This window comes from Paenibacillus sp. P22, assembly GCF_000469945.2.
Classification (GTDB): Bacteria; Bacillota; Bacilli; order Paenibacillales; family Paenibacillaceae; genus Paenibacillus_O; species Paenibacillus_O humicus.
The window spans coordinates 1-18,792 of the sequence record NZ_CBRA020000102.1 but is presented as its reverse complement, the minus strand read 5'-3'; the positions used below and the strand labels follow the sequence as shown (position 1 = coordinate 18,792).

General features: G+C 55.0%; 20 protein-coding genes. 6 read left to right on the top strand and 14 right to left on the bottom strand.

What is annotated here, in order from left to right; all coding sequences use genetic code 11:
* Position 1: 1 nt before the first annotated feature.
* The 5 genes from BN871_RS15085 to BN871_RS15065 form a co-directional block, all read right to left on the bottom strand.
* Positions 2-2,671, bottom strand: a complete 2,670-nt coding sequence (locus BN871_RS15085; RefSeq protein ID WP_198158050.1) for a histidine kinase — start codon at positions 2,669-2,671, stop codon at positions 2-4.
* Entirely contained in the window at positions 2,583-3,065 is a 483-nt protein-coding gene (locus tag BN871_RS28430) for a hypothetical protein (protein ID WP_048747021.1), read from the bottom strand. Before BN871_RS28430 ends, BN871_RS15085 begins: the two co-directional genes overlap by 89 nt.
* Before the next feature lie 275 nt (positions 3,066-3,340).
* Positions 3,341-4,189 carry a copper amine oxidase N-terminal domain-containing protein gene (locus tag BN871_RS15075; RefSeq protein WP_048747020.1) on the bottom strand — a complete coding sequence of 283 codons (849 nt, stop codon included), beginning with the start codon at positions 4,187-4,189 and terminating at the stop codon, positions 3,341-3,343.
* A gap of 203 nt (positions 4,190-4,392) precedes the next feature.
* Positions 4,393-4,692, bottom strand: a complete 300-nt coding sequence (locus BN871_RS15070) for a hypothetical protein (RefSeq protein WP_157060301.1) — start codon at positions 4,690-4,692, stop codon at positions 4,393-4,395.
* The gene (locus tag BN871_RS15065) at positions 4,677-5,069 is read right to left on the bottom strand and encodes a hypothetical protein (protein ID WP_048747016.1); all 393 of its coding nucleotides are present in this window, start codon (positions 5,067-5,069) and stop codon (positions 4,677-4,679) included. The genes BN871_RS15070 and BN871_RS15065 overlap by 16 nt, the downstream gene beginning before the upstream one ends.
* A 400-nt stretch (positions 5,070-5,469) precedes the next feature.
* Here BN871_RS15065 and BN871_RS15060 point away from each other — a divergent pair, with 400 nt between their 5' ends.
* Positions 5,470-5,721: a YolD-like family protein gene (locus BN871_RS15060; protein ID WP_021878565.1), complete on the top strand. Its 252-nt coding sequence runs from the start codon at positions 5,470-5,472 to the stop codon at positions 5,719-5,721.
* Positions 5,722-5,924: 203 nt separating this feature from the next.
* On the opposite strand, the gene BN871_RS15055 is transcribed toward BN871_RS15060, so the two are convergent.
* The 7 genes from BN871_RS15055 to BN871_RS15025 form a co-directional block, all read right to left on the bottom strand.
* Positions 5,925-7,511, bottom strand: a complete 1,587-nt coding sequence (locus tag BN871_RS15055; RefSeq protein ID WP_021878563.1) for a helix-turn-helix domain-containing protein — start codon at positions 7,509-7,511, stop codon at positions 5,925-5,927.
* Positions 7,504-9,258: a sensor histidine kinase gene (locus tag BN871_RS15050; RefSeq protein ID WP_048747014.1), complete on the bottom strand. Its 1,755-nt coding sequence runs from the start codon at positions 9,256-9,258 to the stop codon at positions 7,504-7,506. Before BN871_RS15050 ends, BN871_RS15055 begins: the two co-directional genes overlap by 8 nt.
* 122 nt (positions 9,259-9,380) lie before the next feature.
* Complete coding sequence (locus BN871_RS15045; RefSeq protein ID WP_021878561.1) at positions 9,381-10,745, bottom strand: ABC transporter substrate-binding protein; 1,365 nt, start codon at positions 10,743-10,745, stop codon at positions 9,381-9,383.
* 103 nt (positions 10,746-10,848) lie between these two features.
* Entirely contained in the window at positions 10,849-11,682 is an 834-nt protein-coding gene (locus BN871_RS15040) for a carbohydrate ABC transporter permease (RefSeq protein ID WP_021878560.1), read from the bottom strand.
* 15 nt (positions 11,683-11,697) lie between these two features.
* Complete coding sequence (locus tag BN871_RS15035) at positions 11,698-12,633, bottom strand: carbohydrate ABC transporter permease (RefSeq protein ID WP_048747012.1); 936 nt, start codon at positions 12,631-12,633, stop codon at positions 11,698-11,700.
* A 390-nt stretch (positions 12,634-13,023) separates the two neighbouring features.
* Positions 13,024-14,112 carry an L-dopachrome tautomerase-related protein gene (locus BN871_RS15030; protein ID WP_048747010.1) on the bottom strand — a complete coding sequence of 363 codons (1,089 nt, stop codon included), beginning with the start codon at positions 14,110-14,112 and terminating at the stop codon, positions 13,024-13,026.
* Positions 14,113-14,455: 343 nt separating this feature from the next.
* The gene (locus tag BN871_RS15025) at positions 14,456-14,737 is read right to left on the bottom strand and encodes a hypothetical protein (RefSeq protein WP_021878556.1); all 282 of its coding nucleotides are present in this window, start codon (positions 14,735-14,737) and stop codon (positions 14,456-14,458) included.
* Positions 14,738-14,927: 190 nt separating this feature from the next.
* On the opposite strand from BN871_RS15025, the gene BN871_RS15020 reads away from it, so the two are divergent.
* The 5 genes from BN871_RS15020 to BN871_RS15000 are packed head-to-tail and all read left to right on the top strand — an operon-like array spanning position 14,928 to position 17,242.
* Entirely contained in the window at positions 14,928-15,170 is a 243-nt protein-coding gene (locus BN871_RS15020) for a hypothetical protein (RefSeq protein ID WP_021878555.1), read from the top strand.
* A 12-nt stretch (positions 15,171-15,182) separates the two neighbouring features.
* A complete protein-coding gene (locus BN871_RS15015; protein WP_021878554.1) occupies positions 15,183-15,569 on the top strand; it encodes a spore coat protein in 387 nt (128 codons plus the stop codon).
* A complete protein-coding gene (locus BN871_RS15010; protein WP_021878553.1) occupies positions 15,566-16,702 on the top strand; it encodes a zinc-dependent alcohol dehydrogenase in 1,137 nt (378 codons plus the stop codon). The genes BN871_RS15015 and BN871_RS15010 overlap by 4 nt, the downstream gene beginning before the upstream one ends.
* Before the next feature lie 31 nt (positions 16,703-16,733).
* A complete protein-coding gene (locus BN871_RS15005; RefSeq protein WP_021878552.1) occupies positions 16,734-16,934 on the top strand; it encodes a hypothetical protein in 201 nt (66 codons plus the stop codon).
* 11 nt (positions 16,935-16,945) lie between these two features.
* The gene (locus BN871_RS15000; RefSeq protein ID WP_048747009.1) at positions 16,946-17,242 is read left to right on the top strand and encodes a spore coat protein; all 297 of its coding nucleotides are present in this window, start codon (positions 16,946-16,948) and stop codon (positions 17,240-17,242) included.
* A 147-nt stretch (positions 17,243-17,389) separates the two neighbouring features.
* Here BN871_RS15000 and BN871_RS14995 read toward each other — a convergent pair whose 3' ends face one another.
* Together BN871_RS14995 and BN871_RS14990 are read right to left on the bottom strand one after the other, a co-directional pair.
* On the bottom strand, positions 17,390-18,241 hold the full coding sequence (locus tag BN871_RS14995; RefSeq protein WP_021878550.1) for a sugar phosphate isomerase/epimerase: 852 nt from the start codon (positions 18,239-18,241) through the stop codon (positions 17,390-17,392).
* 48 nt (positions 18,242-18,289) lie between these two features.
* Positions 18,290-18,792 (bottom strand): zinc-binding dehydrogenase (locus tag BN871_RS14990; protein ID WP_232313089.1); only part of this gene is annotated, 503 nt, incomplete at its 5' end.

The following is an 18,792-nucleotide window of genomic DNA, read 5'->3' as shown; positions in this document are numbered from 1 at the left end:
CTCATCCTCCTTTGTCATAACCGCGTGCGGACCTGGCCGCGACCGGAACCCGGAAGGCCAGCCTCGAGCCTTGCCCCGCCCGGCTTGTCAGGTCCAGCTTCTCCCCGTACAGCAGCCGCAGCCGCTCGCTGACGTTCCAAAGCCCGACTCCGCCGATGCGCTCCGGCTGCTGCAGCCGAACATACATCGCCTCCGCATCGAATCCGGCGCCGTCATCCTCCACCGCCGCATGCAGGAAGCCCTCCCGCTCGGAGATCGTGACCTTGACCTCTCCGCCCCGCCCCCTGGAGAGAAGGCCGTGGCGGATGGCGTTCTCCACGAGCGGCTGAAGCAGCAGAGGAGGGAAGCGCAGGCCCGGATCGGCGTCGCAGCGGAGGCTTACCTTCAGCCGGGAGCCGAAGCGGGCTTTCTCGATTTCGGCATACGCCTCGATCAGCTTCATCTCCGCTCCGAGCGAAGACAAGGAGTCCAGCTCCCGGAAGTCGAAGCTGCCGCGCAGATATCCCGATAGATCCATCGTCAGCTTCTCCGCCTTCGCCGGATCTTCGACGCACAGCTCTGCGATGGCGCCGAGCGCGTTGTACAGGAAATGCGGATTGATCTGGGAGCGCAGGAAGGCGATCTCCCGCTCCCTCGCTTCCTTGACCGACTGCCGCAGCTTGACGAGGCTGCGCACCCTGGCGAGCAGCTCCTCCGCCTCGAAGGGCTTGGCGACGTAATCGTTCGCGCCGAGATCGAGGGCCAGCTTGCGGTCCTCCTCCCGGCGCCGGCCGGTCAGCATCAGCACGGGAAGCTCGGAAGGCGAGAAGCGCTCCCTCGCTTCCTGAAGGGCTTCGTAGCCGCTGCCGTCCGTGAGCGATACGCCCAGCAGCACGAGGCATAACTCCCGTTCCTTGCCGAGCGCCTCCCGCATCTGCTTCGCCGAATGGACAGCCTCGACCCGGAGCCCTTCCTGCTCCAGCAGCTGGGAAATCGCGTGCAGGCTGGCGGTGTCGGGATCGGCCACAAGCACGGCCGGACGCTGCCTGCCGTCGCGGGCGGCCTGGAGGAAATGGGCGGCGGCAGCCGGCTCCTTCGCTCCCGTTCCCCTCCGGGCCGGCTTGCCGCCATGCTCGGCCTCCAGCAGCAGGGCGAATCGGAACGGCAGCTCCGCCTCTCCCGGCGCCGGCTGCAGCACCCGGCCACCCTGCAGCTCGATCAGCCGGCGGGAGATCAGCAGCGCCAGATCGGCGGAGTCCTCGCCGGACAGGGGAGGATCGGCGATGAATCGCTCATCCGAGTGCATCGGCTTTCTTTTCCCGATGAAACGGATCGTCACGACTGCAAAGCCTCCCTGCTCCTCGGCATCGATCTCGATTCTGCCCTCTTCCGCCCGAAACGCGGCTTGTCCGACCAGACGATGAAGAATCTGCACCAGCCGGTCCTCGTCCGCATAGACTGCCGCCATATTTTCCTTTACCCCATTCAGCAGCAGAACCGGCCGGCGTCCCAGCAGGGACCGGTGCAGCCCAAGCACCGATTCGACTGCGGACCTCAAATCGAGGTTGCGCAGCTCCGGCTGGATGTCCTCATGCTTCAGCCGGGAGAAATCATGCAGATCCTGGACGAGGTACCCGAGCTTGCGCCCCGTACCGGCAATCAGCTCGAGGCTGCGCGCGGGACCGGAGCCCGGCGGGATGGCCGTGCTCTTGGCTACGCTGTCGGCCAGGTGGACGATATCCTGCAGCGGCGCCCTCAGCTGATAGGTCGTCGACGAGAGGAATTCGTCCTTTTGGCGATCCAGCCGCAGCAGCTTGCGGTGCATATGATCCATCTCGCGGAATGCCGAGTAGAAGCGGTAGACAATGATCAGAAAGACGACCAGGCTGAACAAAACGACGTAGATCTGGGTCAGCAGCAACGAGTTGAGCAGCGACAAGCCGAACAGCCAGCAGCAGATGGAGTACAGAATCAGCAGCAGCACAGCCAGCAGCAGCAGCAGCGCCTCGTACCGCTTGGCCCGGCTTGCGCGCGCATAATGAGCCGCAGCGCTCCAGAACAGCCAAACCATCAGCAGCTGCTCAGCGAAAATGATGAGCTGATAAATCAACAGGTACTCCCGGATGTCCAGAAACGGAAACAAAAGCAGACTGACCAGCAGCGCCAGCACGAACAGCCGCAGCCATCGGTTGGGGCGGTCTCCCTGCAATAGCCGAAGCAGATAGACGGAGACGATGAAGCCGGCTAGAGAGCTCATATCCTTGATTGTATATAACGTTTGAAAGGACAGCCCGTCCAGCAGCAGGGTCAGCGGCCTTTCTCCCAGCAGGCCGTTGAATACGGCCAAGCCGAAGCAGGTGAGGCCGAACAGCAGCAGAGGATAATCCCGCTGCCCGTAGAGCCACACAGCCGCGAACAGCACGAGGTGAATAAGGCCGACGACCGTGAGCACAACGGCCATGGTCGATTCTCCGAGCAGGCTGCGTTCATGGGCGGCGCGGACGGCCTCCTGCTTGCCGAAGTAGATCGGCATCGGGATGCCGGAATCGAGATAGTCGTAATTGGATGCATGCACGACAATCTCCGCCTCTCCGCGCTCCAGCTCAAAAGCAGCAATCCTGGGAGAGTTGCCCGGCACATACGCGTCCTCGCTCAGAGCGGGCACGCCGTCGATCAGCACTTTTTTTTCCATTGATGTAAATCTCGCTGGCAAAGCGGATATTCGTCTTTTTGATTGCATAAACGCCGGACTCCGGCACATGGAGAAGCCTGAGCCGGTATGTCGCCGCGCCGTAGGCAGGCATTTCATCCCCGCTTGCCTGTCTGTCGTTCCATGCGCCCGGCACCTCCATCCAGGCCGGCTCTCCCTGCCGGGAGGCCTCTCCCGGCGCAAGCAGCTCATTCCAATAAAATTCCCATTCGCCGTTCAGCGCGATCCGGCCGGAGCCGTCCCAGCCGGCAAGATCGAGCACGCCTTTTTCCGCCCGCAGCCGATTCGGTTCCGAACCTCGCTCCGAGCTGATGCCGAGCGGTATCCAGATGCTTAGCGACACCACGAGGAAGATGATGCCGGCAACCCTCCGCATCCACATATGCCTCCATCCGCCTACTAAAATATCAATAAATCTAGATTGTATTTATCGGTTGAAAACCGGCTTTCGTGAAGAGCGCGTCAGCTTCTCTATCGTTTCTTGCCGTCTTCCTGCTCGAATTGAATAATATAGAACCAAAAAAAAAGCCGCTCCCTCCACTTCGGGAGAGATGCGGCTTTGGATAGCCTATTAAGCTGAAGGACAAGCTCTCCGAGGAGCAAAGCCTGTCAGGTGCTGATCAGTTTGCAAGCACTGTCGGCTGCCGCGGCTTAAACAACCGTGTTGCTGATTACCTTCGAATAACCGTTCGAGGAGGCTGAGTCCGTCAGCTTCGCCAGGGAATTTACTGCTGTCTCGCTGAACAAATACCATTGGTCGCTCTTGGCGTCATGAATGAGGACCTTTGCAAATCCTTTCAGATCCTCAGCCGGGAAAGCCTCGACCAAAGTATAAACATCATAACGCTTCACGCTGCTTCCCTTGCTGTCCAGGAAGTCATATTGCTTATTTTTATAATAGGACCCGGGCACATCGATGTTGGCCCTCCACGCGAAGCTGGCAGGCGCATCGACCTTCTGGCCTTTGCCGCTATCCATGAGCTTGTAGACCGAATCGATATAGGAATTTCCATTGATCTGCTCGACGACGCCGCCCATGGTCATATGGTATTCGGTTTGAAGGGTCTTTATTGCGATATCATTAATGACCAGCGGCGGAGAATCGACCGTTACCGTGGAATTGCTGTAACCGACCGTGCAGCCAAAGGTTTCGGCAATAAATCGCAGCGGAACGAGAACCCGATTGTTTTTGACGTACGGCTTGGAGTCCAACTGAACTTCTTCGCCATTTTTTACCGCAGTCGCACTATTGGCCTTTAGAATCACTTTCATCTTGTTCTTCGTCAGCGTCACTTCCGAATGGGACCAATCGACCGCAGCTCCCAAATTCTCGCTGATTACACGCAAAGGCACCATGGTGCGATTGTTCTTCATTTCAGGCTTTACATCCGAAGCGACAGCTGCCCCATCAACTTGGATGTGGCTGCTTGCCGCATGGGCGGCAGGCGGCGAGACGAGCACGGCTGCTGCAAGAAAGAGGCCGGGAATGATTTTCTTCATTTTTCCATCCATCCTTTTATAATCAATTGATCGAGAGCGGGACAATCTTACAGACGGAACAACTGGAAAAAGGTTCCTGCCGAGTTGTTACCCACAGCTTGTGGATAATAACTCATCTGCAATTGTGGATAAGTCCTGGTTCGGCCTTGATTGGCCGCTGACCGCATCGGACAAGAGCCGCAACCGTATCTGGCATGTGCAGCTCAATCCGTTATAAGAGCTACTTTCTCTATCCATTCGCTGTCATTCCAGATATCAGGATTGTCGATCGTCTGACTATCCCCGCGAACGATGGAATCGTAGCTGTCCTTTCCGCTCGCATACCAATCCGCAATAACTGCCTTTCCATTTGAACGATGGACAAGAAACTCGGTAGGTTCAGCATAGCTGCCCACTTCCTTTTGAACGCGCACATCTAATTTCAAATAGACGTAGCTCCTGTCTCCTCCGGCGTGCTCTGCTTTACTAACGCCAATATCAACATCGGTCACCAGGTTATCCACAAGATTGTTCTTGAGAAACAGATCATACTGGGCTGCAATCTTTTTTTTTTCATATAATGGTTAAGGTTTTTGTTCTCGATATAAGCATCCAAATCGATCTCCGAGCCGTTCCAGATCGCCTTGTAATAGTCAGCCAAAGCTTTTGCGCACATTTCATAAGCCGTTTCAAAATCCGAACCAGCCCGATCGCCTTCAACCTCGACGGAAAAGCCGGGGGGATCTGTCGAGCCCTGTTCTTTCGTGACGGGCAGAGCTGCTGTGTTTATAGCACCTTTCGCGTTGCTATCTTCCACGGCGGCAGGAGTGTTTCCTTCGTCGCTGCTCTCACATCCGCACAGTGTACATACAAGCGCCAGCAGCAGGAAAGAACGTTTCACCGCGCTTCCTCCAATCTGTGCGTCCGGATATGCATGTTCACGGCAGCCTCCCCTTTCTACTCAAGGAAACGAGTCGGAGCGTCCGGAAGGTTGCAATTTGGCAACCATTTCGTATGATTTTATGATGACCGTCCAGGTTGATTTGAAGTATGCTATACTAACCCTCTATAGAAAAAAACGACTCGGCGCCTTGTTTATTGGGAAACTAGTGAAGATATCCATGGTCCGTGTTCATAAATAAATAGGGTGCATCTATCATTCCTAGAAACGACAAGTGGAATTTGCACTTTAAAACGAGGTTTGGATACACGGTGCTTGTACCTCTCGGTGCGGCTATGAGCCTTATAAGAAGCTGGCCGCATGGAATTTGAACGGCAATTGGCAACAGGAGGTTGTGAACATGGCAAAGGCAAAGGTCCCCAAGCGTCCCACGAGAGATGAGTTCGTCCTGGAGGAAATAGGGAACCAAATAACCGAAGCGTATCAGGAGAATTCGGAAGTCGTTCTGACGGTCTGGGGCCGGGAGGAGTTCGTGCGAGGGCAGATCGTGGTCATGGATTCCCGCACGGGCAAGGTTCATGTCCAGCAGGCGCAGGATATGGTCAAAATTCCGTTCATGGATATCATGTCCGTGGACTATCCAAGAGATTGAATTGACGGACCATGATCAATACCCCAGGACCCTTTGGTCCTGGGGTATTGTTTTTACGAGGCGGCTTCCCCGCCACCTTCAGACGCCCTGCCGCCGGCAGCAGGCTTGAGCTGCAAGCCGGGCGAGCATGCTCCGCGGCTCCTCTCCTTATGACCTTCCCGGCTCCGGCATCGGCCGGCAGCTTCGCCATAGGCGAACGGCCATCAGACGATTCGGCTGGGCGCGATTCCATGATGCTGCTTGAACAGCTTGATGAAGTAGCTCTTATTGTCGTATCCGAGCGAAAATGCCGCCTCTTCCACCGATTTTCGGGAATCGCTGATGAGGGCCATCGCCCGCTCCATCTTCATCCGGTTCACGAACTCGATGAAGTTTTCTCCGGTCTCTTTCTTGAAGAGGCGGCTGAAATAACTGGGATTCAGATGCAGGTAATCCGCCGTCTCTTCAAGCGAAATCTTCCGGCTCAGGTGCAGCCTGACGTAGTTTTGCGCATCCACGATCTCGGTCTTTTTGCTGCTGCTGGCGATTCGTCCGGCCTGGGCGACGGCTTCCGCCAAAAACCTGGCCAGCCACTCCCTAAGCTCGCTGACATGCGTCATGCATCCGATCTCCTGCTGCACCCTCTCCTTGTCGTACGCCATGCCGAGCCGCAGCTTGAGCAGCAGGTCGAGGGCAAGCTTCCAGGCCAGCTGCTTGACGGCCGCAGGCTGGAACCGGCGTTCCGCCACCAAGCCGATGAACGCCTCCACGGCCGGGCCGACTTCGTCGCTCGTCTCCAGCAGCAAGCGGCCGAAGCGCTCCGCGTAGTGGAAATGATAGGCGAAGGGATCTTCCCGATTCCATTCCCGCTGCAGCTCGGCCTTCTTGACCGCGACCGGCCCTTCGGAGTAAAACAGCCGCTCTCCGGCTTCCTGCAGCTCTATCAGCTGCCGCCTGAGGCTTGCTCCCGTCGAGGCTTCCTCTCCGATCGCAACGGAATACTCCAGCTTCAGCACGCCGGCGAACGCCCGCTGCAGCTTCCCCGCAGCGGAGGCGGCATGCTCGTAGGGATTGCGCGCCAAGTCTTTCCTGTATCCGTAGAGCACGAAAAACGCGCTTCCCGCATGCCCCATGAACAGCATGTCCGGCTCGTCCCGCAGCAGCTCCTCGGCTGCGTTCTCCACGATGAACCTGACGGCATCCTCCTGCCGGTAGCGCCGGATCGCCTCCTGATGCCGGTGGGAGCGGAACAGCAGCGGAATGAAATGTCCCAGGCGGGCGGGCAGGCCATGCTCCCGGAGCTGTTCCAGCAAAGTCGAAGGATCGGCATAGGCCGATGAGAGCACCTCTCTCAGCCACTGCTCCCTGGCTGCCGCCTTGCTCTTGCTCGCCTGGACGCTGAGCCGGTCCACCTTGATCTTCAGGCTCTTGTCCTCTTCGATCTTGACCTGTGCCTTGCGGATCATTTCCGCGATGCCCTGACGGGTCAGCGACTCCTTGAGCATGTAGTCCTGAACGCCAAGCTGAACGGCTTGCTGGGCATAGTGGAATTCATCGTGGCAGGACAGAATGACGAACCGGCTCTTGGCCCCCTCGGACTGCAGCCTCCGGATCAAGCTGAGTCCGTCGAGCTCCGGCATGCCGATATCGGTCAGAATCAGGTCGGGGTATCCCCCTCGGCATGCTTCAAGAGCATCCAGCGCGTTCGTATAGGTCCCCGCCAGCTCAAAGCCGAAATCCTCCCAAGGCACGAGCTGCTTGAGAAAGGCCAGCACCGCCACATCGTCGTCCACGAGAATGGCTTTATGCATGAAGGAGCTCCTCCCTGCTCTGCAGCGGAATTTTAAGAATGATCCTCAAGCCCGCTCCAGGCTCGCTCGTCATCTCCATCTCGAACCGGATTCCATACATGATCTGCAGCCGCTCCTTTACGTTCCTAAGGCCGATGCCGGACATCGGGGCGCCGCTGCGGAACCGCTCCAGCGCCTCTTCGGCCATGCCGATGCCGTCGTCGTGGATTTGAATAAAGAGCGTCGCCTGCCGCTTCCAGGAAGTAATGGCGATTTCTCCGCTCTTTTGGCGCAGGCCATGGAGGTAAGCGTTCTCCACAAGCGGCTGCAGCGTGAACCGCGGAATCGACGCCAGCAGCGTGTCCGAGGCCAGATTGACGGTAAGCTCCGCCTGCTCATGATGCCGGAAGTTCATCAGCTGCATGTAATGCCCGACGGTAGCGACCTCTTCGTGCAGCGGAATGAACTCGTTGTTGCGGTTGATCGTCATGCGCAGCAGCGTGGACAGAGAGCCGATAATGCCCCCGATTTCCTCTTCGCCCTTCAGAATGACCTGCATGCGGATGGAGTTGAGCGTATTGAACAGGAAATGGGGGTTGATCTGCGCCTGCAGAAGCTCGAGCTCGGCCATCCGCTTGCGGGTCTGCTCCTCCTCGATCTGCACGATCATGTCCGAGATGCGGTCCAGCATGCGGTCGAAGGCAAGCCCCAGAAATCCGACCTCATGCCGTCCTCTGACGCCCGAGCGCTCGTCCAGAAAACCTTTCTCGACTTTGGAGGCCGTCCGCGCGAGCCGGATGACGGGCTTCGTCCATTGGTTGAGAAAATAGAGCAGCAAAAGGGCGAACAGCAGGAAGAAAGCAAGCTGCAGCACGAACGTCCGGTTGAACACGCTGCCGATCCCGCTCGTGACTTTTTCGTATGGAGTGAGGCTGAGCAGGCTCCATCCGGCAAAGGGCAGCGAGTGGCTTACCGTCAAATAATCGGCTCCGTTCCATTCGGAGCGGCCGTTCTGTCCCTGCGGCGGGGCTGGCACTGGAGCTCTGGACCCGATCTGCGACGGGTCGGTATGAGAGACGATCACGCCGTTTTTATCCAGCAGCATCAACACCGGATCGCCTTCGTAACGAGCGAATATTTGCCGGAACTGGCCTTCGGGCTTGCTCAGGATGATATAGGCGCTCACGCCGTTGTTGTACAGCTGGAACTTGCGGATGATCGTGACCACATGGGGATATTTGTCGGCTTCCGACCGGATGTAGTTGTTTTGCGTGCCCAGCCATGTAGTCGTGTTGCCCGGCTCGGCGGCCATCTCCTCGAGCCACTTCTCCTTGTACATGAAGTTCAGGCTGTTGTTGTAGGTCGAATAATTCGTGAAGTACAGGCCATTGGGCAGCAGAATGGTCACATAGGTCTCTCCGCCGAAAAAGGTGATCCGGTCCAGCTTCTCCGAGAGATGCCGGAACGAGAAGAAATCGACCTTCCCCGTCCCGTCCTGCTTGTATTTGTTCCAGGCGATGCGCATATCCGTTATCGTCTCGCTGTCGTATTGGATGGAATTGAAAGCGTTTACCATATCCTGCATGATATTGGACGTATACAGCTCGGCCACTTCCAGCGACTGCTCCGCCTTCTCGACCGCTTTGGCCTTCAGCTCGTTTTTCGCATACAGCCCAAGCAGGATAAGGGTGATGACGGACGGCACGACAAGGCAGAGCAGGGACATTACGATCAGCTTCTGCCTCCAGCTTATCAACGGCATGCGCATGGCCCCTGCCTCCCGTCCGCGTTCCGGAATAAGTTCATCGTTCCGCCGTTCAGGCCGGACGTTTTTTAAGATGGAAAAGGGGATGCCGCAAGAGCATCCTCCCCCCCATTATAATTTTGGAGCTACTTGTTTGCATCTATAATTTTTTGCAGGCTCGCCTTGATGGAGGCCATCGTCTTATCGATGTCATTATTGCCGAGCATGTACGTGTCCGCTTCCGCGATATAAGCCTTCTCCAGATCGCCTGCGTAGGACACCGTAATCGGCGGGATCGGCAGCTTCGTCACGCTCAGGACGTTGATCAGCGATGCCTTGTCGATTTTGTCCGGCGACTGCGTCGCGCTCACGATCCGGTCGACCTCCTGATTGATGTCGGCCTTCTTCCAAGCCGAGAACTGGTGGGTCAGCGCCATTCCTTCGGTCGACAGATAGCGCAGGAAGCGATAGGATTCTTCCTTGTGCTTGGAATGGGAGGAGATGACGAGCGGATCGGCGCCGCCGAACGAGTAGACGTCGTCTCCGGCCGCGTTGGTCGGCCAAGGCGCGAATGCCGATACGAATGTCGCCGGAATCTTGTCGGTGCCGCCGGCCTCGGCTACCATCCACGGTCCGGTCGGGAGCATGGCGGCTTTTTGCTGGAAAAACTGATTGCGGTAAGGAATCTTCTGCGTAATGACGTCCTGATAAGGCGTCGCTGATTTATCCGTCTTCTCCATCTCGTAGCGCAGCTCGAGCGACTGCTTCATCAGCGGGTTGTCGGCATTGAGCGTCTGGCCGTCGTCCTTCATGATGCCTTGATCCGTCGATGCGCTATAGAGCTTCAGCAGGAAGTAGTCCTTCCATTCATGGAAATGCGCGCCGTAGGTCTTGCTCGCCCCTTCGCCCTTGGTCAGCTTCTTGGCGTAGTCCCGGAATTCATCCCAGGTCCAGCTCTTCGGCACCTCGAGGTTCGCCGCGTCCAGCAGCTCCTTGTTCAGAAGAATCATCCACGGCCCGAACTTTCCCGGAAGGGAATAACGCTTGCCGTCCAGCTTTTGCTGCTCCGCCTTGTACTCGTCCTCGTACTTGACGCCTTCCTTGGCCAGATAGCCGTCCATCGGCTCCAGCATCCCGCTCGCGGCGCGCTGGGCGAAGGCCGGGGCAGAGTTCAGCGTAAAGACGTCAAAATCGTCGTCCGAAGCGTACATCAGATCGATCTTCTTGATCGTTTCGTTCGAATCGTTCTCGACGAGCGGAACATAGTCGACTTTGATATCGGGATTCGCTTGCTGGAAGGCGTCGATGGCGGGCTGATAGACGGATGCCTTTTCCCAGCCCAGGAATTTGATGGAGACGGGCTCCTTTACGGCAGGAGCGGTGGCGCTCGGACTCGCGCCGCCAGCCTGCTTGGGCGAAGCTGCGTCGTTCGCAGATCCGTCGCCGCAGCCGGACAGCAGGCCTGTCGCCAGCAGCGCGGCCGCAGCGGCCGACAACCATTTCTTTTTCATTTTTCAACCTCCCGGTTTAGGTGCATCTCTTTTTTGACAATCAAAACTTACCATAGTCCAGAGCGTGATCAGAGCTACTATTTTGACTGATCCGGAATTATTTTTACCCTTTTACGCCGCCCATCGCGATGCCTTCGATGACCTGCTTTTGCCCGATGACGAAGATGACGATAAGCGGCAGGATGGCCGATACGGTCCCTGCCATGATGAGAGAATAGTAGACTCCGCTCTCCGAAGCGAATTTCTGGATGCCGAGCTGAATCGTCGAGAGACGGTCGCTGCGCAGGAAGATGAGCGGATTGGCATAGTCGTTCCAGGTCCAGATGAACCGCAGGATGCCGTAAGTGGCCAGCGCGGGCTTCACCAGCGGCAGCGTGATCTGCAGGAAGATGCGGGCATGCCCGGCGCCGTCCAGCTTGGCCGCCTCCAGGTAATCCCTGTGAATGCCGAGAAAGAACTGGCGGAGCATGAAGGTGCCCAAGGCGCTGAAGGAGCCGATCACGATCAGGCCAAGGTGGCTGTCGAACAGATGCAGCCATCTGAAGAGGAGGAACTGCGGCACGATGATGGAATAGCTCGGCACCATGAACGTCATCAGCACGACGAGAAACATGACGTTCCTGCCCTTGAAGTCCACATGCGCGAATCCATAGGCGGCCATGCTCGACACCAGGACGGATACGACCGTCGTAAGCGCGCTTACCTTGATTGTATTCCAATAATAGGTGCCGAAGGGATGCTCGCCGAACCACACCTCGCGGTAATTGTCATAGAGGTTCCAATGCTTCGGAATCCATTCGATCGGATAATTGAACACATCGATCTCGGGCTTGAACGAAGCCGAAATCATCCACAGGAACGGCGTGATGAAGGCGGCGCCTATGATGAGCATTGCGATCGTGGCGGCCGTCCGGACGCCTCTTTTCTGTTTATCCATATGTCGTCACCCCGATCAGTAGTTGACCCATTTCTTTTGCCCGTACAGCTGGAACAGCGTAATCAAGAGGACAAAGCCGAACAAGATCAGCGCCATGGAGGAAGCATAACCGGTTTTGAGGTTCTCGAACGCCGTCGTATAGAGGTAGTAGGTCACGACGGAAGTGGAGTAGGCCGGTTTTCCTTCGGTCAATACCTTGATGATGTCGAACGCCTTGAACGAGCTGATGAACCCGGTGACGAGCAGGAAAAACGTCGTAGGCGACACCAGGGGTAAGGTGATCCGGCTGAACCGGGTCCACGCGCCCGCGCCGTCGATGTCCGCGGATTCGTATAGATCCTTGGGGATGGACTGCAGAGCGGCCATATAGACGATCAGGCAAAACCCGATTCCTACCCAGACCATGATGATCATGACGGACGGCAGGGCATAACGGATATCCGCGAGCCAGGTGGGCGGGCTGCTCACGCCGAGGGAACGCAGAAATTGATTGATCGGACCGTAGGACGGCTGGAAGAGCAGCTGGAAGCAGATCGAGACGGCCACGATGCTGGAGATATACGGCATGAAAAAGATGATTTTAAAGAGGCCCTTCCAGTAGACCAGCCTGTCGATGATGACCGCGAGGACCAGAGAGATGATCAGCTGGATAGGGACGACGAGCAGCAGCCAGAGGTTGTTCTTGAGCGAGGTGAGGAAGACATCGTCGTCGAACAGCCTGGAAAAGTTTTTAAAGCCGGTGAATTTGAGCTTGTCGACGCCGGAAATAAAGCTCCAATCCGAAAAGCTGAGAATAAAGGTAAGGAGCGTCGGGATGATCGTCAGGATCAACAAGCCCAGAAACATCGGTCCGATGAAGATGTAGCCCGAGAGCGTCTCCCTCCGCCGGGCGGCTGAACGGACGCGCGGCGTCGGCTTGCTCCTGGCCGTCTTCAGGATGGTATTGTTCATGGCTCGCACCCCTTCATCATTATCGATCTCTGTACAAATCGTACCGAAGATCGCCGAAGGGAATAAGCCTTGGAAATGACCGATTTGAAAATATTTTTACTTTTTCATGATGGGAACCTTAGAGGCAGCCCCGGCGTTCGGGCTTGCGGACAGATCAAAACGGAGATGCGCAAGCGCACCTCCGTTCCCGGCATCTATTTTGCTTTGATAGTAGAAATGGCTTTGTTATAGCTTGTAATATCGTGAATACCGTTCAGCAGCAGTCGTTCCGGTTCCTTCATGGCGGGAAAAGAATAGGTCTGCTCCCGTAGGACCTTCTGGATGTATGATCTGTAGAAAGCAGAAACCCTTCTAGGCAAATAGAGTCAACTTCCTAGAGTGAAGTCCTTATTAAAAGGCAGGAGCAGGTGATTCGTCTATTTTCATACGGAGCAAGCTATAAGGCTTCTGCCGCAGGTCATATCCATAATGAAATCTGGCCTGCCGATGCAATTGGTTCACGGTGAAATATAAGTATTGATCTGGACCAATCGCAAAAGTATCCGGCCATAAAATTCTCGGATCATGTGCGATCGTTTCCATGATGCCGTTGGGCAATATCTTTCGAATACTGTTGTTTTCATAATCTCCAACATAAAGGGTTCCTTTTGCACCGGTGAACATTCCATCTGAAGCTCCTTTTTCTCCCCCATACTTCACGTGATCCTGTACATTCATATCCGGTATCGTTCGGTCTCTTAGGACTTCCGTTGAAATCGAGTACAACTGTCGACTGGAGAGAGGACAAAAATACAAAATCTTGCCGTCCGGGGAAATCGCTATACCATCCGAGGCTAATCTAAAGGGTGAAGTAGATCCATCTTTGTTGCGGTTCATCAGGATTTCGCCTTCGACTTTCGGTAAAAAAAAGAGATCGGGCGAAGTTGAATTTGCCCCGTTCAACCGTCTCCAGGCATAACCCGTTTCTAAATCAACGACAATAATGGCCCCCGGTCCTCGGGTAGACGAATCCGTTATATAAGCATAACCTGATTTCCCAACACGAAAATCAAATCGGATATCATTCAGATAAGTGGTTGGCAGGACAACATCCTCTGTAAATGTAAATACGCTTCTTATGGTATTTGTATTTAAATCGACAGCGACTAACTTCGCCCCCCCTTTGATGGGTTCTGAAAAATTAGGAGCCCCCGTATCCAGTACCCAAAGCGTTCCCTTTCCATCCGCAAAGACACTTTGGACACTAATGAAGGACGTTGTGATTGTCGATTGGCTTGCCAAATTAGCTTCTAAACTAGGATAAGGCTGCAAGGTTCCGCAAACGATTTCAGCCACCGTAAATTTAACATCGTCTCCCCATTTTGGAAAACAAATAAAAACTCGTCCGGTATCAGAAACAGCAACGCCTGTAGGCATGGCTCCGTAAAATAAAAAAACCGCCTCAAGCTTTCCGAAATACCTTTCACTCGGCAACGTCATGAATAAAATCCTCCTCAACAGGTTCGAACTGCTATCACTTATATATGACTGAATGAGGGGCTTCAAGTGCCCGGGTAATAAAATTTTTTACGGAAATGCCCCGGGACGTCGCCCGGCTTGCCCTGCTGCGCTCCTGCTTGCGCCGCGCTGTGGTGCTGAAGAACTTCGGTTAAGCAGAAGAAAGAGGGAGGCCCCCTTAAGGGCCTCCCTCTCGCTTGTCAAGATTCGCGGCGCGGGTCCGTCCAATCAAGCGCGTCCGCCGACGTGCAAAAGGTCTCCTTGAAAGGAGGCCATTTCCGCAGTCTGCTTATAATTATCGGCGTAAGTTCAGAAAACTACCCTTTTATTGTTGGTCCGGCAGACGCAATGCGTTTGCCGAAGTTTGCGCTTGATCTAAAAATTCCTCTGCTTGGGTCAATTGCTGCCGGGCCGTCTCCAGGGCTTGTGAATTTGTTGCCGCATTAGATTCACTTATCGAGCTTATCGCCTGATTTAAAGCCGATTGCACCTCAGAAACCGCGTTAGATGCATGCTGCTCCAGCGCATTGCCGCTCGAGTCAAGTGCGCCTTCTGCCGGTTTTCTTGCGTTTTCGGTGCTTAGAGCCATTTTCTTTTCATTGGGCAAGGTGAGTCCTCCTTCCTTGAGCAAAGATCAGCCACTTAAACAGAACTAAGTATGCGGTTGAAATTTTGTTTATATTCTTACGCCTGCATGGGAATTATCCGACCCTACATTTCCGGCAATCGTTTTTAGAATAGGATCCGATGAATTGGAAAATCTAACGTAGTGAAAAAAAGGAGGGGATAAATTCTCAATGAATACGCCAACGCTAGCGCCGCACGAATCGATGGAACTGCATGAAGCTTTAAACTTTAAAACGCTCTGCATCGCCAAGTCAAAGCTTATGCAAGGCTTGGTCTTTGACCAAGAGCTGAAAGCTTTAATGCAGAAAGACGTCATTCAATCCACACAACAAATCTCCGAGCTGCAAGCAATCTACGCAAGAGCTCCTTTCCAAGCGCCAGTTCCGAATAGCCCCACACCTATAACACATTAAAGGGGAACGCAAATGAATACTGATCATCTAGACCCGATTAATTCATTAAATATGCCGGAAATGGCAGATATGACTTTTGCAATGGACTTCCTTCTTCGTGCCAAGGAGGGTGTGCGAAATTTGTCCATCGCCCTGACGGAAACGGCTTCTCCGGATGTAAGAGCTCTGCTGCGCAATCATCTTAATCAGGGGATTGCTATGCACCAAGAAATCACGGAGCTCATGATTCGCAAAAAATGGTTCCATCCTTACGAGCTGAACGAACAGTACCAACTCGACCAGCTTTCGGCGAAAAATACGGTCATGATCGGGCAGATGAATTTGTTCCCGGAGGATACGTCGCGTAAAGGGATGTTTGGTCGGACCCCAGATGAACATATTGGAGGACATAAAGCATGAAGGCGGTAACGTATCAAGGGATTAAAAATGTCTTGGTCAAAGAGGTGCCGGATCCGAAGATTGAGAAACCGGACGATATGATCGTAAAGATCACCAGTTCCGCCATTTGCGGTTCCGACCTTCACCTTATTCACGGGATGATCCCTAACCTTCAGGAGAACTACGTCATCGGGCATGAACCGATGGGGATCGTAGAAGAGGTAGGCCCAGGCGTGACAAAGGTAAAAAAAGGCGACCGTGTGATCATCCCGTTCAACATCGCATGCGGAGAATGCTTTTTTTGCAAAAATCAGCTGGAAAGCCAATGTGACAATTCAAACGAAAACGGGGATATGGGCGCATTTTTCGGCTACTCCGGAACAACCGGCGGATACCCTGGCGGGCAAGCCGAGTATCTGCGAGTCCCGTTCGCAAACTTTACCCACTTCAAGATTCCCGAAAACTGCGAACAACCGGACGAAAAGCTAAGCTTGATCGCCGATGCGATGACGACGGCATTCTGGAGCGTAGATAACGCCGGCGTAAAGAATGGAGATACGGTCATCGTGCTCGGCTGCGGTCCGGTCGGACTTCTGGCCCAGAAATTCTGCTGGCTGAAAGGAGCAAAGCGGGTCATAGCCGTCGACTATGTCGATTACCGCTTACAGCATGCTAAGCGAACAAACAATGTGGAAATCGTAAACTTCGAACAGGATAAGAATATCGGCAACAATCTCAAGGAAATGACCAAAGGCGGCGCCGATGTCGTGATTGATGCGGTAGGAATGGACGGAAAGATGAGCGATCTCGAATTTCTGGCCAGCGGTTTGAAACTGCAAGGCGGCACCATGAGCGCATTTATCATTGCGACTCAGGCTGTCCGTAAAGGCGGGACCATCCAAGTCACTGGGGTATACGGCGGACGCTATAACGGATTCCCGCTCGGCGACATCATGGAGCGCAACGTGAATATCCGTTCCGGACAAGCTCCGGTCATTCACTACATGCCGTATATGTACGAGTTGGTTACGTCGGGCAAAGTGGACCCTGGAGACATTATTACGCACGTCATTCCGCTCAGTGAGGCCAAGCGCGGCTATGAAGTGTTCGATACGAAAACGGACAACTGCATCAAAGTCGTCTTAAAGCCTTGAATATGGATAGATACAAGGGAGGACCATCCGAATGAATTCCAATTACGCTTTGCATGAGATGCTGGAGGTTCATGAAATGGCTGCGTTCAAGACGGTCTGCATGACCAAAACCATAACCTTTCAAGCTCTGGTAACCGACCCGGAACTCATGCAAATTTTGCAGCAAGACGCACAATTATCCCAGCAGCAGCTTCAGGAGCTCAGTGGAGTGCTGTCTAAATCGACCTTATAGGAGATAAAAACATGAACACAATATTAGAACACATGACAGGGCTTCATTCGCTGACCGATGACGTGATTGCAATGGACTGTTTGATGAACGCCAAGAGCGGAGTCAGAAACTACGCCATGGCCGTGACCGAATGTGCCACCCCCGAAATCAAGCAGATTTTGATGAAACAGCTCGACGAAGCCATAGATTCCCATGAAAAGATAACAACCTACATGATGCAGCGGGGCCTATACCATCCCTACCATATTTCAGAGCAAATTCAGCTCGATCTGAAAAACATTCAGACCGCTATGAACATTCCGTCCTGACACCGTATTCGTATCCGTCCCGACAAAAACGCGCAAAACCGCTATGGTTCAGGCGCGTTTTTTTGATTTTAGCCGAAGACTCCAAGAGAATAAAATGTTCCCCGTGTCTCGATTTATTTCATTTTTTTCGCAATCATCCATTTGTCCTTATCCGATTTTCCAGTCGATTTTCTCCATGATGGCCTTCAGCGACCGAATATTCTCCTTGGCATACCAATCCGGCTCGGACTGGCGGCTGTGGAAGCCGATCTCGGCGGCGAGGTAACCGCCGTAATTGATGTCCTTCAGCGCTTGCAGCACCGCTTCAAAATCGCCGCGGCCGTGTCCGGGCGGCAGACGGTCGCTGTCCGAGATGTGGACATGGTGCAGCTTGTCGCCCATCCGGTATACATAATCGCTCGGCACCTCGTTGCGGTACAGGGCGTGAATCGTATCGAACATCAGCTTCACGTTGTCGTGGCCGGACTGCTCGGCGAGCAGGATCGCGTCGTCGGCCGATTCGATCAGGTTGCTGTCCGTCGGCGTCGGCTCGATCACGAGCGTGATGCCGAGCTCCTTCGCATACGGCGCAATCTTGTCGAGCGCCTCGAGACTATAATTCCAGGCCTCCGTCTGCGACGTGCCGAACACGGCCCAGCCGGCCAGATAGATGACGGTCGGGCACTCCCAATCGTGGGCCAGCCGGAGAATGTCCTTGTAATGCTCCACGACCCAGGCGCGCTCCTCCGCTACCGGCGAGCTCGGGTTGTTGCCCGGTCCGCCGCCCGGCGCCGGAAGCATCGACGAGACGGCGAGCTTCTCTCTGCGCAGCAGGGCGAGGATGTCCCGACGGCGTTCGGCGTTGAGATGCGGGGGCCAGGCGTGGGGGCTGGCGCAGCCGATCTCAATCGCATCATAGCCGAAGCCCGCTATGCGCCGGATCGTCTCCTCGAGTGGATACGACGGAACCCATACGGGGAAGCTGCTGTACACCCAGGTATTGAACGAAAGTCCTTTCATCGGTACACGTCCTCTCGGAAGGGTAGTCTTGCTTCTTGTACGCCCGCGTCAGTCCCAGACAAAGACCGCTTTCTCCGTCTTGCGCTCGTCGAACATCCGGAACGCGGTCTCCGCTTCCCCGATCGGAAACGTGTGGGAAACGAGCTTCTCCACCGGAAGGCCCTTCTCCATGATGAACCTCGTGATTTCGTCATATTCGAAGATGGGAAAATACCAGGAGCCCATAACGGTGACCTGCTTGCGGATCAACTGATTGCTTGGATGGATCGTCAGTTCGCGGCATTCGCCGATGAACGCGGCGCGGCCGTGCGGCCTCAGGGCGTTCAGTGCCGTATTTTCCGCGTGCGGGCTGCCGGAGCAGTCGATCGCGGCATCGGCGCCGCGGCCTCCCGTAATCTCCATCACTCGGGCCAGCACGTCTTCCTTGCCGTTAATGACATAATCGGCACCCAGTTCCTTGGCGACCTCCAGCCGCTCGTCCAGCATGTCGACGGCGATGACGGTAGCGCCGAGCCCTTTGCGACCATGACGCCGGCGCCCCCATCGGCCCA

Coding starts and splice junctions, on each gene's coding strand:
- BN871_RS15085 (WP_198158050.1), bottom strand. CDS start 2,671: ATGGAAAAAAAAGTGCTGATCGACGGCGTGCCCGCTCTGAGCGAGGAC.
- BN871_RS28430 (WP_048747021.1), bottom strand. CDS start 3,065: ATGCGGAGGGTTGCCGGCATCATCTTCCTCGTGGTGTCGCTAAGCATC.
- BN871_RS15075 (WP_048747020.1), bottom strand. CDS start 4,189: ATGAAGAAAATCATTCCCGGCCTCTTTCTTGCAGCAGCCGTGCTCGTC.
- BN871_RS15060 (WP_021878565.1), top strand. CDS start 5,470: ATGGCAAAGGCAAAGGTCCCCAAGCGTCCCACGAGAGATGAGTTCGTC.
- BN871_RS15055 (WP_021878563.1), bottom strand. CDS start 7,511: ATGCATAAAGCCATTCTCGTGGACGACGATGTGGCGGTGCTGGCCTTT.
- BN871_RS15050 (WP_048747014.1), bottom strand. CDS start 9,258: ATGCGCATGCCGTTGATAAGCTGGAGGCAGAAGCTGATCGTAATGTCC.
- BN871_RS15045 (WP_021878561.1), bottom strand. CDS start 10,745: ATGAAAAAGAAATGGTTGTCGGCCGCTGCGGCCGCGCTGCTGGCGACA.
- BN871_RS15040 (WP_021878560.1), bottom strand. CDS start 11,682: ATGGATAAACAGAAAAGAGGCGTCCGGACGGCCGCCACGATCGCAATG.
- BN871_RS15035 (WP_048747012.1), bottom strand. CDS start 12,633: ATGAACAATACCATCCTGAAGACGGCCAGGAGCAAGCCGACGCCGCGC.
- BN871_RS15030 (WP_048747010.1), bottom strand. CDS start 14,112: ATGACGTTGCCGAGTGAAAGGTATTTCGGAAAGCTTGAGGCGGTTTTT.
- BN871_RS15020 (WP_021878555.1), top strand. CDS start 14,928: ATGAATACGCCAACGCTAGCGCCGCACGAATCGATGGAACTGCATGAA.
- BN871_RS15015 (WP_021878554.1), top strand. CDS start 15,183: ATGAATACTGATCATCTAGACCCGATTAATTCATTAAATATGCCGGAA.
- BN871_RS15010 (WP_021878553.1), top strand. CDS start 15,566: ATGAAGGCGGTAACGTATCAAGGGATTAAAAATGTCTTGGTCAAAGAG.
- BN871_RS15005 (WP_021878552.1), top strand. CDS start 16,734: ATGAATTCCAATTACGCTTTGCATGAGATGCTGGAGGTTCATGAAATG.
- BN871_RS15000 (WP_048747009.1), top strand. CDS start 16,946: ATGAACACAATATTAGAACACATGACAGGGCTTCATTCGCTGACCGAT.
- BN871_RS14995 (WP_021878550.1), bottom strand. CDS start 18,241: ATGAAAGGACTTTCGTTCAATACCTGGGTGTACAGCAGCTTCCCCGTA.